Annotated in this window: 15 protein-coding genes; 5 read left to right on the forward strand and 10 right to left on the reverse strand. The window is 62.6% G+C overall.

The annotated features are described in order from the left end of the window. The first annotated feature begins 13 nt into the window (after window positions 1–13). The 4 genes from CRO48_RS21170 (at window position 14) to CRO48_RS21185 (ending at window position 3,591) form a co-directional block, all read left to right on the forward strand. Window positions 14–1,438: a PepSY-associated TM helix domain-containing protein gene (locus CRO48_RS21170; protein WP_097141847.1), complete on the forward strand. Its 1,425-nt coding sequence runs from the start codon at window positions 14–16 to the stop codon at window positions 1,436–1,438. Between the two features lie 28 nt (window positions 1,439–1,466). After that, window positions 1,467–1,973 (forward strand): copper chaperone PCu(A)C, encoded by a 507-nt coding sequence (locus CRO48_RS21175; protein ID WP_097141848.1) that lies wholly within the window; start codon window positions 1,467–1,469, stop codon window positions 1,971–1,973. Next, window positions 1,970–2,557, forward strand: coding sequence for an SCO family protein (locus CRO48_RS21180; RefSeq protein WP_097141849.1), 588 nt, complete (start codon window positions 1,970–1,972; stop codon window positions 2,555–2,557). The genes CRO48_RS21175 and CRO48_RS21180 overlap by 4 nt, the downstream gene beginning before the upstream one ends. Window positions 2,558–2,667: 110 nt before the next feature. Further along, on the forward strand, window positions 2,668–3,591 hold the full coding sequence (locus CRO48_RS21185) for a LysR substrate-binding domain-containing protein (protein WP_097141850.1): 924 nt from the start codon (window positions 2,668–2,670) through the stop codon (window positions 3,589–3,591). Between the two features lie 61 nt (window positions 3,592–3,652). Here CRO48_RS21185 and CRO48_RS21190 read toward each other — a convergent pair whose 3' ends face one another. The 5 genes from CRO48_RS21190 to CRO48_RS21210 all read right to left on the reverse strand — a co-directional run bounded on the left by CRO48_RS21190 (window position 3,653) and on the right by CRO48_RS21210 (window position 10,158). After that, on the reverse strand, window positions 3,653–4,930 hold the full coding sequence (locus CRO48_RS21190) for a CitMHS family transporter (RefSeq protein WP_097141851.1): 1,278 nt from the start codon (window positions 4,928–4,930) through the stop codon (window positions 3,653–3,655). Between the two features lie 166 nt (window positions 4,931–5,096). Then, entirely contained in the window at window positions 5,097–5,795 is a 699-nt protein-coding gene (locus CRO48_RS21195) for an RraA family protein (protein ID WP_097141852.1), read from the reverse strand. 5 nt (window positions 5,796–5,800) lie between these two features. Further along, the gene (locus CRO48_RS21200) at window positions 5,801–6,784 is read right to left on the reverse strand and encodes a hydroxyacid dehydrogenase (protein ID WP_097141853.1); all 984 of its coding nucleotides are present in this window, start codon (window positions 6,782–6,784) and stop codon (window positions 5,801–5,803) included. A gap of 277 nt (window positions 6,785–7,061) precedes the next feature. Then, window positions 7,062–9,614, reverse strand: coding sequence for an HWE histidine kinase domain-containing protein (locus CRO48_RS21205; protein WP_097141854.1), 2,553 nt, complete (start codon window positions 9,612–9,614; stop codon window positions 7,062–7,064). Beyond that, the gene (locus CRO48_RS21210; RefSeq protein WP_097141855.1) at window positions 9,601–10,158 is read right to left on the reverse strand and encodes a biliverdin-producing heme oxygenase; all 558 of its coding nucleotides are present in this window, start codon (window positions 10,156–10,158) and stop codon (window positions 9,601–9,603) included. The genes CRO48_RS21205 and CRO48_RS21210 overlap by 14 nt, the downstream gene beginning before the upstream one ends. Window positions 10,159–10,558: 400 nt before the next feature. Here CRO48_RS21210 and CRO48_RS21215 point away from each other — a divergent pair, with 400 nt between their 5' ends. Then, a complete protein-coding gene (locus CRO48_RS21215) occupies window positions 10,559–10,774 on the forward strand; it encodes a type 2 periplasmic-binding domain-containing protein (RefSeq protein WP_097141856.1) in 216 nt (71 codons plus the stop codon). Between the two features lie 105 nt (window positions 10,775–10,879). Here the strand turns inward: CRO48_RS21215 and CRO48_RS21220 are convergent, their stop codons facing one another. The 5 genes from CRO48_RS21220 to CRO48_RS21240 are packed head-to-tail and all read right to left on the reverse strand — an operon-like array spanning window position 10,880 to window position 15,284. After that, window positions 10,880–11,392 carry a flavin reductase gene (locus tag CRO48_RS21220; RefSeq protein ID WP_245423610.1) on the reverse strand — a complete coding sequence of 171 codons (513 nt, stop codon included), beginning with the start codon at window positions 11,390–11,392 and terminating at the stop codon, window positions 10,880–10,882. Between the two features lie 24 nt (window positions 11,393–11,416). Further along, window positions 11,417–12,712, reverse strand: a complete 1,296-nt coding sequence (locus tag CRO48_RS21225) for an LLM class flavin-dependent oxidoreductase (RefSeq protein ID WP_097141858.1) — start codon at window positions 12,710–12,712, stop codon at window positions 11,417–11,419. A gap of 6 nt (window positions 12,713–12,718) precedes the next feature. Then, the gene (locus tag CRO48_RS21230; RefSeq protein ID WP_097141859.1) at window positions 12,719–13,480 is read right to left on the reverse strand and encodes an ABC transporter permease; all 762 of its coding nucleotides are present in this window, start codon (window positions 13,478–13,480) and stop codon (window positions 12,719–12,721) included. Beyond that, window positions 13,477–14,274 carry an ABC transporter permease gene (locus tag CRO48_RS21235; protein ID WP_097141860.1) on the reverse strand — a complete coding sequence of 266 codons (798 nt, stop codon included), beginning with the start codon at window positions 14,272–14,274 and terminating at the stop codon, window positions 13,477–13,479. Before CRO48_RS21235 ends, CRO48_RS21230 begins: the two co-directional genes overlap by 4 nt. Beyond that, window positions 14,271–15,284, reverse strand: coding sequence for an ABC transporter substrate-binding protein (locus CRO48_RS21240; RefSeq protein WP_097141861.1), 1,014 nt, complete (start codon window positions 15,282–15,284; stop codon window positions 14,271–14,273). The genes CRO48_RS21235 and CRO48_RS21240 overlap by 4 nt, the downstream gene beginning before the upstream one ends. Window positions 15,285–15,321: the final 37 nt, after the last annotated feature.

Below are 15,321 nucleotides of genomic sequence, written 5' to 3' on the forward strand. Positions count from 1 at the left end.
AAAGGGGACAACAATGACATTGACCGCCGACACTGCATCACCGACCCGCGATAAATCTCTCGCAAAGGCATTCTATACGACAGCCTGGCGATGGCACTTCTATGCCGGGCTCTATGTGGCACCCTTCCTCATCATGTTGGCCGTGACCGGACTGATCATGCTCTGGTCTTCCGTACTCGTCGGCCGGGACGGTGAGAAACTCTATTCGGTTTCCCCGACGACGCAGACCGTTGCGGTATCCGCACAGGCCAATGCGGCGGTCGCAGCCGTTCCCGGCAGCGCGCTTGTCCAGTACATCGTTCCCCGGACGGAGGAACAGCCCGCCGTCTTCCGGGTCAGCAAGGACGGTCAATCGACCATGGTCGCCGTCGATCCGTATCGTGGCACGGTCCTTGGAACATGGGAGCGTCGCGATGCGCTCTATGATCTGGCAAACGTCATCCACGGCACGCTGCTGATCGGCACCGTCGGAGATCGTCTGATAGAGATCGCGGCGGGCTTCGGCATCGTCTTGATCGTTACGGGCGTCTATCTTTGGTGGCCTCGCGACGGCCGCGGTCTCGCCGGCTCCTTGCGGCCGCAACTGTCCGGCCGTGGGCGACAAGTCTGGAAATCGTTTCACCAGACCGTCGGTATCTATGCCGCAGCTCTTCTTCTGGTGTTTCTGATCTCCGGCCTTTCCTGGTCCGGCATCTGGGGCGAAAAGCTCACTCAAGCCTGGAGCACGTTCCCGGCGGAGAAGTGGGACAACGTCCCGATTTCCGACGTTACGCACGCCAGCATGAACCATGGCGGCGTGAAGGATGTGCCGTGGGCCCTGGAGCAGACCCCGATGCCGGCCTCCGATCCCCATGCGGCGCACAATGGACACGCGGCAATGTCTGAAAACCAGCCGGGCGATCTCGACGCCGTCGTCGCGCAGGCCCGCTCGCTCGGCTTCGACGGGCGCTTTCAGCTCTCCTTCCCGAATGGGGAAACGGGGGTATGGACGATTGCGCGGGACACGATGAGCAACGACAGTGCCGATCCGCTGTCCGACCGAACCGTCCATGTCGACCGGTATACCGGCAAGGTGCTCGCCGACGTCAAGTTTGCGGACTACAGCGCCGCTGGCAAGGCCATGGCCATCGGCATCGCTTTCCACGAAGGCGATCTCGGCGGCGGTTGGAACGTCGCGCTTAACACCATCTTCTGCCTTTCCGTCATCTTTCTGTCCGTCAGCGGCATCGTCATGTGGTGGAAGCGCCGGCCGTCCGGCGCGGGCCGACTTGTCGCTCCCGTGGTGCCGGGAAAGATGTCGATCTGGAAAGGCGGCGCGATCGTCATGGTCGCAGTGTCTCTGCTCTTCCCGCTCTCCGGAATTGTCCTCGTCGCCGTGCTTGCGCTGGACATGCTGCTCTTCCGGCATGTGAAGCCGCTGAAGCGCGTCCTGAGCTAATCTTCCCTACAAACGGACTGGAACGACCATGATACAGAACCTGTTCAGACTGCTTGCCATCCTTGTTTCCATCGTACTTGCCGGGGCTGCACATGCGCACGGCTTCCAGGTCGGAGAGCTTAAGATCGGCCATCCCCATGCGCGCGCCATGCTCCCGGGTGCCAAGGTCGGAGGCGGTTATCTCACGATCACGAACAACGGATCGGCCGACCGCCTTCTGAGCGTGAAAGCAGATCGGGCCGCTAGCGCTCAGCTTCACGAAATGAAGATGGATGGCGGCATCATGGTGATGCGCGAATTGAAGGACGGCATTGCCGTACCTGCGAACGCCACCGTCGAACTCAAGCCCGGCGGCTACCACGTGATGTTCATGAATGTTTCCCAACCCTTCCAGGAAGGCGAGATGATCAAGGCCACCCTCACCTTCGAGAAGGCAGGCACGGTCGAGGTCGAGTTCGTCGTCGGCCCGGCTGCAGGCGGGGCGGCGGAAATGAAGCACGACGATCACGCGGCACATGCGGAAGGCGGCAAATGACGGTGCGCAATCCGGCCGCCATCGCGTTCGCGGGCATATCGGCACTCTTCGTCGCGATCCTCATCGGCGTGATGGCGTGGGTGGGCATCGACAGCCCGCGCACCGGGCGCTTCGATGCGTCCTTCTCGCTCGTCGACGACCGGGGCAACCCGGTCGATCAGTCGATGTTCAAGGGCAGCCCGTCGCTCGTGTATTTCGGCTACACGCATTGCCCCGAGGTTTGCCCGACGACACTCTTCGAAGTCGCCGGCTATCTGAAGGAGCTTGGCGAAGAGGGAATGCCGCTGAAGACCTACTTCTTCTCGGTCGATCCCGAGCGCGACACGCCTGAGGTGATGCACGGATACGTGACTGCTTTCACGGACCGGATCACGGGCGTGACCGGCACGCCGGCAGAGATTCGGAAGGTTATCGACGGCTGGAGGGTGCACGCAGCGAAGCTGCCGGGCGCGGACGGTGACTACCACATGAGCCACACCATGTCGCTCCTGCTGATCGGCGCCGACGGGCGACTGAAGGGGCTTCTTCCCTACGGTGCGGATCAGGATCAGGCGCTGGAGAAAATCCGCGATACGCTGCTTTGAGATGCACCTTTCCGGTGTTGAGCCAAGTGGCAAGTTCGCGTCATATGCTCGCTGAAGGTCGGGGCCATTTCCCGACAGCATGGGCAAGATTGCGATGATCGATCTGAGGGATGCAACCTATTTCGTGGCGATTGCCGAGGCTGGCAACCTCGCTTTGGGCCGCCGAAAAGCTGGGTCGCACCCAGCCTGCGCTGACGAAGTGCATTCGGCGGCTGGAGGACGATCTGCGCACCGAACTGTTTCGGCATGAAGGCAGGCGGCTGGTCCTGACCGAGGCGGGGATCGTCTTTCTCGCCAGAATGCGCAGCCTCATCGGCCATGCGGCGGAAATCCGGCGCGAAATCGCCGATCTTGGCGTCGGCATCGCCGGCCACATCCGGATTGGAAGCGCAGCGACCGCGGCGGAATACATGCTGCCTCTTCTGACGGCCGAGCTGATCCGACGGGCCCCCGCCGTGACGCTCGACCTGACGGTCGGCATGAACGACGTTCTCGTCGGGGCCCTCATCGAAAAGAACCTCGACCTCGTGTTCGGCCCGCTGACCGAGGCAACAGCGGATGGGGACCGGTTCGAATCGTTTTCGCTGGCGACGGATGCCGCAGTCGCCGTCGCAAGCCGTGACCATCCGATCTTCGACAGCCCCATTACGATGGAAAGCCTCGCGGTGCACAAATGGGTCTTGTCCAGACCGGCCGTCGCGACACGCCAGTGGTTGCAGGAGAGGTTCCGGTCGCTCGGCTTCGACGGGCCGCAGGTCCAGATGGAGACCAGTTCGATTTCGCTTCTTCCCCGGCTGATCGCGGAAACGAAGCTTTTGAGCTTCATTTCACGCCGCAATTTAGGAGCAGGTGCCGCGGGCGCTCAATTGAAGGAGATCCCGCTGGAAGAGACCACCATGCTTCGTGAATTCGGCATCATCAGGCTACGCTCGGCCTATTTCACGCCCGCCGCGAGACTGCTGGTCGAGATTGCGGAGGCGAGGAAAGCGGATTTTGCCGGTGCTGAGGAAGCGCACCGATCGGCAGTCCGGTGATGAACGGTTCGTTGCCCGACGGCGCGCTATTGCTTCCGCCGGGCAGCGATTGTCGCATCTGCTAGCGGTAAAGCGGGATGATACCCAAAACAACGGCGACGGCGAGCATGACGAATGAGGCGCCCACCGACCAGCGGATGGTGAATTTCTGCGTTTCGCCGTAGTTGAGGTCAAGCCGGCTGACGAGAAGGTAGGTGGATGCGACAAGGGGGCTGAGGATATGCACGGGCTGCCCTACCAGCGAAGCACGTGCCATTTCCGCCCCGGTGATTCCGTAATGTCCGGCCGCCTCCGCCAGGATCGGCAGCATGCCGAAATAGAAGACGTCGTTGGATACGAGCCAGGTCACGGGAATGCTGAGCAGTGCCGTGATCACCGCCATGTAGGGACCGACCTGATTGGGAATGACGTCGACGATCGACTGCGCCAACGCGCTGGCCATGCCCGTTTCATTGAGGATGCCGATGAAGACGCTGGCGGAAAACAGCATGGTCGCGACCGATAGAATTGCCGGCGCATGCTTGGCGATCACCTCCTGCTGGGCCTTGTACTGCGGGAAGTTGGCGAGCATGGCGATCGCCGCGCCGATCATGAAGAGATAGGAAAGTGGCAGGATCTCGAGGACCAGCGAGGCCATCAGAACGATCGTCAGCGCCCAGTTGAAGTAGAGCTTCCAGCCCGCATCGGCGCGGTGCTCGATCAATTGGGTGGTATCGATCGTGACGACGCCTATTCTTTTGCGTTCGCGCATGCCGAAGATCCAGGCCATGAAGAAAGCCCAGGCCACACAGGCAAGAAGCGGCAGGATGAGAGGCGTGAACACGTCGCTCATCTCCACCTTCATGGCCGCGGCGGCTCGGGCGGTTGGGCCGCCCCAGGGCAGGAGATTGCCGATGCCCGTGCATTGCAGGAGAAGACAGGCCACCATCGGAAGCGACAGTCCGAGCCGGCGGTAGAGCGGCATGAATGCCGACAGCGTGATCATGTAGACCGTCGCGCCGTCGCCGTCGAGCGCGACGATATAGCCGAGCGCGACCGTTCCGATGAAGATCTTCACCGGATCCCCGCCGACCGCGCCGACGATACGCTTGACGATCGGATCGAACATGCCGGCATCGGTCATCACCATGAAATACATCATCGCAAAGATCAGAAGGACACCGGTTGGTGCGATGGTCTTTATGCCCTTCACGACCATGTCGCCCATGTCGGGAGCGAAACCGCCGATCAGCGCGAAGACGGTGGGCACGAGGATCAGCACCGTCGTGGCCGACATGCGACCGCTGATCAACAGATAGATGAAGCACGCGAACATCGCGAAGCTGAGAGCGACAAGCACTACAATACTCCTCCTCCCATAGGTTGTGACACCCACGAGGAATAACGTTTCGAATCTGGGTTGATGCTGGCGACTTTGCAGGTGGCGAGACCGACGGCATCGGGAGGAGCGCGAGCGCCGATGCGCTCCCTGCCGGCCGGCTTACCGGATCGACGGTTGACCTGCGTCAGACCGGAAGTCCCTTGGCCCTCAGGATCGCATCGAAGCGCTCCGGATCAGCGATGCCCTTGAGGTTGGTTTCCCGGATCTTCGCTTCCCGCTCGAGGTGAGCGAGCGTTCTTGGCAGAAGGGCAGCGGCATCCTGCGCACGAATGGCGATGACGCCGTCGAGATCGCCGAGGATCAGATCGCCGGGATGCACGACAAGGCCGCCCACGGCCACGGCCACGTTGATTTCCCCGGGGCCTTCCTTGCTGGGGCCGCGATGCGTATGCCCGCGGGCGAAGACCGGCATGTCACCCTCCGCCCATTCGGCGAGGTCGCGGATTGCCCCGTCGATGACGAAGCCACCGAGTTTCTTGGTTTGCGCCGTCGTGCGAATGAGGCCACCGATCACCGCCTGGGTCAGATCGCCACCGCCGTCGATAACGATCACGTCCCCGGCCTGCGCCATCATCAGGGCCTTGTGGACCATGAGGTTGTCCCCCGGCCGCACGCGGACGGTGACGGCCTGCCCGCACATGATCTTGTTGCCGTGGTAGGACTTGAGGCCCATGGTGCCGATCGAACGGCCCATGCAGTCGCCAGCGACCGCGACCGGGATCTTGCCGAAGGCTTCGAGAAGATCCGCCGGCAGATCGTCATGGCGCGGATTGATGCGATACCCTGCCGGCCAGACGACTTCATTCTGCTTTTCACCACTCACTGGTTTCACTCCTTGATGGATTGCATGGTTGCCGGGTTCACACAGGCCGACTGTGGCGGCCGCGCGCCGGAAAGAAACCCGAGCACGTTGTCCGCAGCCCCCCGCGCCATCGCGGCCAGCGCCGCCGGCGTCGACCCGCCGACATGCGGCGTCAGGACCACGTTCGAAAGCGCCAGCAGCGGATTGCCGGGCGCAATGGGCTCCTCAGCGGTCGTATCGAGGCCGGCGGCATAGAGCTTTCCCTCCCGCAGCGCATCGATGAGTGCAGCCTCGTCAACCACCTCGCCCCGCGCCGTGTTGATGAGGATCGCATCGTCGGGAAGTTTGGGAAATGCGTCGCGGCCGATCAGTCCGCGGGTCTGCGCGGTCAAGGGTATGTGCAGGCTCAGGACGTCACTCAGCGGAAGCAGTTCGTCGAGCGACGACATCATCGGTACGCCTTCGATCGGCGATTTCAGGCTGAAGCCCGGATCGTAGGCGACAACTTTCATCCCGAGCGCGAGGCAAGCCCACGCCAGGCGTTGTCCGATCTGACCGAACCCGACGAGGGCGAGCGTGCGCCCCTGAAGCTCCACGCCGTCCTGCGCGCGCGACCAACGGCCCGATTTGATCTCTTGATCCATCCAGGCGATCCGGCGTGCGCTGGCCAGAAGCAGGCCAAGCGCCATTTCTGCGACAGACTGGGCGTTCGCGCCCGGCGTGACGAAGACGGGAATATTCCGGGCGGTCGCGGCTGCAACGTCGATATTGCTGACCCCGACGCCATGTTTGGACACGACCTTCAGCGTCTGGCAATTGGCGATCGCCTTGCCGGAAAGGTTCACGGTGCGCGAAATTACCGCATCGACCGGGTTCTCGCCCATGATGCGATCGACGGCGGCTTCATCGCCCCCCTTTTCAAGATAGATCAGGCGGCAGCCGGCATTTTCCAGAATTGCGACGCCATCGGCATGCAGGGACGGTGCGGTGATGAAGATCGTGTATGACAAGAGGCGTGCTCCAGATCGCCGACGACGGCATCGGAGCGGAATACCGCTCCTAAACGTCCTCGATCATTTCAGGGCATGGAGCATCCGGCTCTGTCTCGACAGGCTCTGACGGAAATTGACCGGGTCCTCCACGCGGCTTTCCTGTTTGTAGAGCTGATTTACATGAAATCAATTTCATACTTTTCATCATAATATATCTAGAAAGAATATATTAATTCGAGCCACGGCGAGAACTCGGCCACCCGATCAATGGATCGCAAGCGTCCGCCTCTCCTGGCTATTCACCTGAACGCTGTCCGTTCAAAACTGCTGTGAGCGCCGCAACGATCGCACTACGACTGTAGGGCTTGCGGACGATCGGAACTCCGGCATGGGTGACAGGCACATCCGCACCCTCGCCGTAGCCCGTTGCAAACACGTAGGGCGTTCCCCTTTTGTGAAGTTCGTCGGCGACTGGGAAGGAATTGGTCGTGCCGAGATTGATGTCGAGAATGGCGAGATCGGGTGGAGCCGCCTCGATCTGCGCCAGGGCCTGCCGTACGGAACTGGTGGTCGCAACCTTGGAAAGGCCTTCGTCCGCCAGCATGGTTTCCAGGTCCAGTGCAATCAGCATCTGATCCTCGACGATCAGGACCGCCGGATCGGCAGTCCTGAGCACACCCTGCCTCGCCGTTGCCGGCTCCGAAGTCTGCCCGGAATTCTTCGCTTTTGTCATCGCTGCCTTCACATGCGGCGGCGGAATTCGGAACGTGGCCTCGACCCCGAACGGCTCGAACCGGATCGCACTTTCGCCGCTGAGGTCGTAGGGTACGCTTCGCTCGATCAGCGCGCTGCCGAAACCGCTACGCGACGGGACCTTGACCAGCGGTCCGTTTCGCTCGCGCCATCGGATCTCGCAGCCGCTGCTTTCGTCCATGGTCCAGGAGATCTCCAGCTGCCCCGCGGGCAGCGAAAGCGCGCCGTACTTGGCAGCATTGGTTGCCAGTTCGTGAAAAACCAGGGCGAGCACGGAGAAGGCGCGGCTGTCGAGCCAAATCGGCGGGCCGTCGACAGTGACCGTCGAAGGGGTCGTCCGGTAGGGCTGAAGCTCGGCCTCCAGAAGGTCGGCGAGCATGCCGCCGCCGTCGCCGCGCGCGACCTGATCGTGGGCGATGGACAGCGCCTCGATGCGCCCCTGAAGCGTCGCCACATAGTCTTCCAGCGAGTTCTTTTCCGTTTGCGGACCGGTCACCAGCGACTTGATGACGGCCAGGATGTTCTTCACCCGATGGTTCAGCTCCTGGTTCAGCATGCGCTGGCGAACCTCGGACTTGCGGCGCTCGCCGGCCATCAACTCGTTGTGCCGCAAAACGACCTCTACGATCGCGATGCGCGCGATTTCGGCAATCTCGCGATCCGCTTCACTCCAGCATTGCGACTGGGCCTTTACCGTTTCCTTCCAGATCGCAAAGCTCTTGCGGGGCGTCAGACGATCGCCAAGCGGGCCTGTCTCGTAGGTCTTTTCCGGATTGCCGGCCCACTCCAGCGTCTGCACCAGTTCCTTGCGGAAGAACAGAAGACAATCCGAGCCCGTCTGGGAGAGCGGAATGGCAAGCAGCCCCGAAACGCGGTCGCTGTAGTCTGCTGCCGCCGGCACCTTCTGCGACAGGGCGTGGGTCGCCCAGATGCGCCCCTCGCTGACGCTGCGAATGAAGTCGAGAAGAACGGGTATCCCTTCGTGCGGCGGTGTCGTGCCCACGGCCGTCCATTTCCCGTCGAACATGATGCCGATACCGTTGTTCGGCAGCAGTCGTGAGAACTCGCGCAGGCTCTGGTGAAGGAGCTCGCCGACATCCTCGTGATGGGATGAAAGGATCAGAAACCGGTCGAGCGCCTCGCGGGTGCCGGCGACGGCCGCCAACCGGCGTCGCTCCTTCAGCGACTGCAGATGAAGAGAGAAGAATTCGCCAAACACCTCCATCGCCACGCGTTGCGCCATCGGCAGGGGGCGCGGCGAGTAGTGGTGGCAGGCGATCAAGCCCCAAAGGCGCCCGTCGAGAATGACGGAGATCGACATGGAGGCGGCAACGCCCATGTTGCGCAGGTATTCGCAGTGGACCGGCGAGACGCTGCGCAGGTGGGCGAAACTGAGATCCAGCGGCTCGCCCGAGGCATCGAGCACCGGCTCGACCGGAACCCGCGTCCCGCCGGCATCGGCAATCACCCGTATGGTGTTCTTGAGATAGAGCGTGCGCGCTTGCTGCGGGATGTCGCTGGCCGGAAAATACTGGCCGAGAAAGCTCTCCAGATCGGGCCGCTTCGTTTCGCTGACAACTTTGCCCGAGCCATCCTGCTCGAAGCGGTAGATCATCACCCGGTCATAGCCGGTGGCGCCGGCGACGATCCGGCAGGCCCGCTTCACCAGTTGATCGACGTCGGTGATATCGCTGATACGACCGATCATCTCGCGCGCGATATGCAGAGGTTGCCCTGCGGCGGGAGCCGGCTCGAACTCGACGATCACGGAGGACTTGTACTGGTGGATGGCGATATCGAACACGCCCTGCCCCAGCGATACATCCATGAGGAGTGCCGGTCGCGTGGCCGCGTTCGCAGATGCAAGCGCGTTTCGCAGGTCGTGTACAAGCGTGTGCCCCAGAACATCGCTGACCTTGCGGCCCAGCAGCTCTCCCTGACGGCCGATCACCTCGCAGGCATTCGCCGACGCGCGCTCGATCGTCGTGAGGTGAATATCGCAGGCAATGAGGCAACCGTGCGGCTGGATGCTCCCCGGAATATGAATCGGTTCGCGATCGCAGGTGTCGAGGTTGACGGTTTCAGTGTTCGACAAGAAGCTCACTTTCAAAGCATCGCAACGCAAGGGCGAAGACGTCGTTGGCAGACGCGGCGGCACGTTCGATGTCGAAATCGCGGGCACCGTCCAAGAGTAGGAGAAAAGACCGCCACTGCGCTATGTCATTCGACATATGGTCCAGGTGGCGGGCGCCGAAGTCTCGATCCAATCCGAGCGTGGCAGCCCGTTGGCGCAGCACCTGCGCACCAAGTGTGGAGCCTTCGAGGACGTAGAGAGCGCCGAGCAAGGCGCTGAGATCGATCAGCTCGACATCCGCCTTTCGATTGCGTGCCGGAGGCAGGCCCAGATCTTTCGCATCCCGTGCGAGCTCGTCCACGATCCGCGTCGGCCGCCAGTTCCAGCCCTCCGGCCAGGCGATATCCAGCAAAGCCCTGTCCATGGCTGCCCGGAATGCGCCGAGGCACGCGACATAGCGGCGATAGTCGGTAAGGGTCGCAAATACGCCGACAGCCGCATCGAGACGTTCGTGCCCCTGGCGCGTGCGGCTTCTCAGATCAAAGCGTCTTCCACTGTGCGCCATGCAGCCTTCCCTCTTCAATTGCCGCGGCCGGTCACGACCGTTCTTCCCCCGCTACATCGCAAAATAGCGCGAAAAGGGGCAAGTTCGTGCGAGCGAGCAGAATCTGAAGAAGAGGTACGGCGTTGCCCTCGACGGGACAAGGGCGCGTTCGGGAATTTTATAGGCGGCGCCCGAAGGATCGCCCCGGCGTCAACGACGCGAAGCGCGACCCGTTGGACAGACCGTATCACCGCGGGACGGGGGGGGACGGCGTTCAGCCGGCGACAGATGAGCCACGTCCGATGCAGAAGACGTCTTGGCCGGGTCGACCTGACCACACTCGATGCACCGGCGCGTGGCTCATCGTGTTTGTAGTCTCAAGGTCAGCTTGCCTTTCGCAGCAGTGAATAAAGGGGCTGTGATGCCGAAGCTGATCGCGCGCACGGACCTGCTGAGCTTCACCTCACGCCAGAACCTGACGCGCACCAATGGTGGGGAAAACCTGGTCGAGCTTCCGTTTCCCGACATCACATGGGAGCGGCACTTCGGCATCTTCACGCGCAAGGGCGGCTACATTCCCACTGCGAGCCAGGTTCTGGTCGACCGCATCATTCAGGCGACGGCAAACGTTGACTGACGGGCAGGCCTGTCCCGGTCTGTTGGCCTCCCGAGAGGCGCGGGCAATCCGACCCGGATAAAAACCCCGCTCCGGTGGCGGTTGTTTGCCGGTTCACAGGAAGGGCTAGCGGTGCAGGACCTGGCTATTGTGCCAGGCAACATACCGGCGGGAGCAATAGAGCAATGCGGCTTCCTGATCGCTCCTGCGGACGTCGACGACACGACCGAACAGAACCCGATGCGTACCTTCGTCGAAGGCGCGCGTAAGCTCGCATTCGAAGCTCACCAACGCATCCTCGAGCACCGGCGCATCGGTCTTGCCGGCCACCCATCGTCCGGCCGAGAAGCGCTCGGCCATGGAAGTCTTGCCGCCGAACAGGTTGGACAGGGTCTCGTGGGAGGGCGAAAGCGTGTTGACGCAAAAAAAGCGAGCCCGCTCGAAGGCGGGGAAACAGGAGCTTGTCCGGTTGATGCAGGCGAGCAAGGTCGCCGGTGCGTCGCTCACACTGCACACGGCCGACGCCGTGAAACCGAAGGGGCCGTCAGCCGCGCGGGTCGTGACGATGTTGACCGCGGCCCCGAGGCGGGACATGCCATTGCGGAATTCCGTGCTTTCCACGGTTTGGAAGTCATGCATCATCATACCCACCTTCGGATCCCCTCAAGCCCGTTCCGGGCGTTCCAGGCCCATGCGGTCGCGCAGCGTCTTTCCTTCGTATTCGGTCCGGTAGAGGCCGCGCTCCTGCAGGATCGGCACAACGAGATCGACGAAATCCGTCAGGCCCGAGGGGAAATGGGACGGCATGATGTTGAAGCCGTCAGCTGCTCCCGTCGCAAACCAGGTTTCCAGCGTGTCCGCCACGTAGTCAGGCGTGCCACACAGCACCCAGTGGCCGCGAGCGGCCGCCATGAGATTGTAGACGTCGCGCAATCTCATGTTTTCGCGCTTCGCCTTGTCGAGCATGACTTTTGCAAAGGCATGGTAGTTGTCGGAGGGCACGAGATCAGCGGGCACCGGGCCGTCGAGGTCATAGGCGCTCATGTCGGTTCCGAATCGGTCACTGAGCAGAGACAGGGCATTGGTTTCGCTGATGAAACCCTGGAGCTCAGCAAGCTTGTCGTGCGCTTCGCGTTCCGTCCGTCCGACGATCGGCATCACGCCGGGCAGGACGACCATGGACTCCTCGCTGCGCCCGTATTTCGCCAGCCTGCCCTTGACCGACCGGTAAAAGGCGCGTGCTTCGTCCAGATCCTGGGTGACGGAGAAGACGACGTCCGCCGATTTCGCCGCCAGTTCCTGGCCGGGGCCGGAGCCGCCGGCCTGGAGGACGACCGGCTGACCCTGCGGCGACCGGCCGATGTTAAGTGGGCCCTTGACCTTGAAATGCGCCCCCTCGTGGTCCAGCGGCCGAACCTTCGCGGGATCGATGTAAATGCCGGTCTTGCGGTCGGCAACGATCGCGTCGTCGGCCCAGCAGTCCCACAGGCCGCGCACCACGGTCAGGAACTCTTCGGCGATCTCGTAGCGCCTGGAATGGTCCGGGTGAAGAGTGCCGAAGTTGGCCGCTGCCGCCGGGTTGGCCGTCGTCACCGCATTCCAGGCTGCGCGGCCACCACTGATGTGATCGAGCGAGGCGAAGAGCCGTGCGACGGTAAAGGGGTCCGAATAGGTGGTCGATACGGTGGCCCCGAGCCCGATGTGCCTTGTTGCCCCGGCGACGGCAGAAAGCAGCGTGAGCGGCTCCAGCCGGGCGGTGTAGGAAGGATGAGCTGCCGGGTCGGCGTTGAGATTGTCTCCCATGAAGATGAGGTCAAACAGGCCGCGTTCGGCCTCTGCCGCGATCTGCCGGACCATCTCTATGTCCTGGAAACTGTCCATTGCGCCAGGTACGCGCCAACCCGCGACGTGGCTGCCGGTTCCGAGCAGGAAGAGGCCGAAATGGATCTTGCGTGTCATGCTATTTCATCTCCAGAAGACGTAACGGCGCTCGACAAAGCTGATGGCGCCGAAGAAGGCGAGGCTGATGGCGGACGCCACGATGATGGCGGCCCAGACCTTCACGAAATCGACCTGCAGCACCGCCTGGTAGATCACCCAGCCGAGCCCGCCATAGGCGCCGAGCATTTCTGTGACGATGGCGACGATGACGCTGCGGACGGTGGAGACGCGCATCCCCGCGATCACGAGCGGGAGCGCCGTCGGCAGGCGCAACCGCCACAGGACGGCCAGCCGGCCTGCCCCGAAGGACCGGATGAGATCGACTGACTTGCGATCGACGCGGTCAAGGCCGGCGATCGTGCTGAGGAAGATGGTAAAGGAAACCGCGATCGCCACCATCACGATCTTCGAGGCCATGCCGATGCCGAACCACAGGAGGACGAGCGGTGAATAGGCAACCACCGGCACCGAATTGATCGCGGTGGCCAGCGGTATCACGACGGAGCGCGCACTCGGGATCATGGTAACGAGCACCGCCGCGGCCATGCCGGCAAGGCAGCCGATCGCATAGCCCGTGAACGATTCTGCTGCGGTAAAGCGGGCGGCGGCCAGGAGGGAACCGGCATCGTTTGCCAGCCCCGCCAGGATGGCGCTGACGGAGGGAAGGACATAGGCCGGAAGGTCGAGGCCGCGCGCGCAGAGCTCCCAGACGGCCGCGAGGAGAAGCGCGCCGGCGATGCCGCGGGAAAACTGACGTAGGCTGTCAGACGAAACGGACGCGCTCATTGCTCGCCTCCCCAGAAGACGATCCTCCGTTCGGCGTAGGAAACCGCCCCGTAGAGGCCCATGCCGAGGCAGGCCGACACGACGATGGTGGCCCAGATGCCCGCGACGTTTTCGTTGTACATGGCCTGGAGGAGAAGCACGCCGAGGCCGGTGGTGTCGCCGAACCATTCGCCGACGATCGCACCGACGAGAGCAAGCGAGGAGGCGAGCTTCAGCGCGACGAAGAGCTGCGGCAACGCGGCCGGCAGGTAGAGCCGGCGGAGGATCTGCGCATCCGCGGCGCCGAAACTGCGCATGAGTTGCACCTGGCGCGGATCGACGGCGGAAAATCCGAGCATCGTGTTCACCGTCACGGGCAGGAAGCTGATGTAGAAGGAGATCACGGCCTTGGCGAACAGTGTGTTGCCGAACCAGAGGACGACAACGGCGCCGAAGGCGATGACCGGTATGGTCTGGGAAACGACGAAGAGCGGAAAGAACAGCTCCCTCAACGTCTGCCAGCGGTGGAAGAGGACGGCCATGACGACGCCGAAGATGCTGCCGGCGAGGAAGCCGAGCACCGTTTCAAGGAAGGTGCGCCAAAGGCCTGCGAGATAGGCGCCGGGCGTGGCCATAATGGTGGACGCGATCACGCTCGGGCGCGGCAGGTAGTAGGAGCGGATACCGAAGACGACGACCACCGCCTCGACGACGGCGAGCGCAAGCAGAAGCCAGAGAACCGGCCTGAGAACTGCGCCGAGCCTGCCCGTCGATACGACGGGCAGGTTGGCAGCAAGGGTGGCTGTGCCGCTCATAGGCGCCTTTCCTCGGCGGGAATGCTTTCGATGAAGCCGGCGTTGAATGCGGCATCCAGATCGACCGGCTTGGAGATCACGCCATATTCGGCGAGCAGATTGTTGGCCGAGCCGACCGCATCCTTGTCGATGGAGAAGAGGCCGTCCGTCGATGCCTTGCCGGCCGTCATCAGCGTCTTGACTTCCTTCAACATGAATTCCTGCTGGGCGCGGTTGAGCGTCGGCGAGATCTTCATGATGATGTCGATCGCCTCGGCTTCGTTGGCAAAGGCTTCCTGCCACCCCTTGACGCTGGCGCGCAGGAACTTCGTGACGAGCTCGGGTTTTTCGGCCGCCGTCTGTTCCGAAACGATCAGCGTGTCGCGGGGGAAGGAGACGCCGCTGTCCTCGGGCACGAAGAGGTTGAGATTGTCCTTACCGACACGCTCGTTGATGACGTAGAGTTCGTTGTAGCGGGTGGCCGTGACAATATCGACCTGCTTGTCGACGAACGGGGTAACGGAGACCTGTTGCGGTTGGATGTCGACGTCGGACGGACTGGTTCCGGCCTTGGAGAGCATTGCCGACAGCACGTGGTTGGCGCCGGTGAACCATGTGGTGGCCGTCTTGCCCTTGAAGTCGGCGACCGACTGGACCGCACCGTCCTTGTGAGAGACGAAGACGAAGGGCGTAACCTGGTGCGCAACGCCGATGCAGACGATCGGCAGGCCCTTGTCGCGGGCGGCGAACACGCTGTCCGTGCCGCCGGAGAGACCGAATGTGTCGGCACCGGTCGCCACCAGATTTTCGGTCAGAAGGTTCGGCCCGCCGGGGTTGATGGTGAGGTTGATCCCCTCTTCCTTGTAGTAGCCTTTTTCAAGGGCGACATAGAAGCCGGCAAACTGCGCCTGGGTCAGCCATTTCAGGCGAAGGCTGGCATTGACCAGATCCTGTGCGCTGGCCGGAGAAAGCCCCTGGAGGCCGAAGGCGGCGGCAGCGAAGGCCGCGAATAACGTACGTCGTCTGAACATGGAACCTCTCTGTTGGTTTTCGTCGTTATCGATTTCC

The organism is Rhizobium subbaraonis (assembly GCF_900220975.1).
GTDB classification, from domain to species: Bacteria; Pseudomonadota; Alphaproteobacteria; order Rhizobiales; family Rhizobiaceae; genus Mycoplana; species Mycoplana subbaraonis.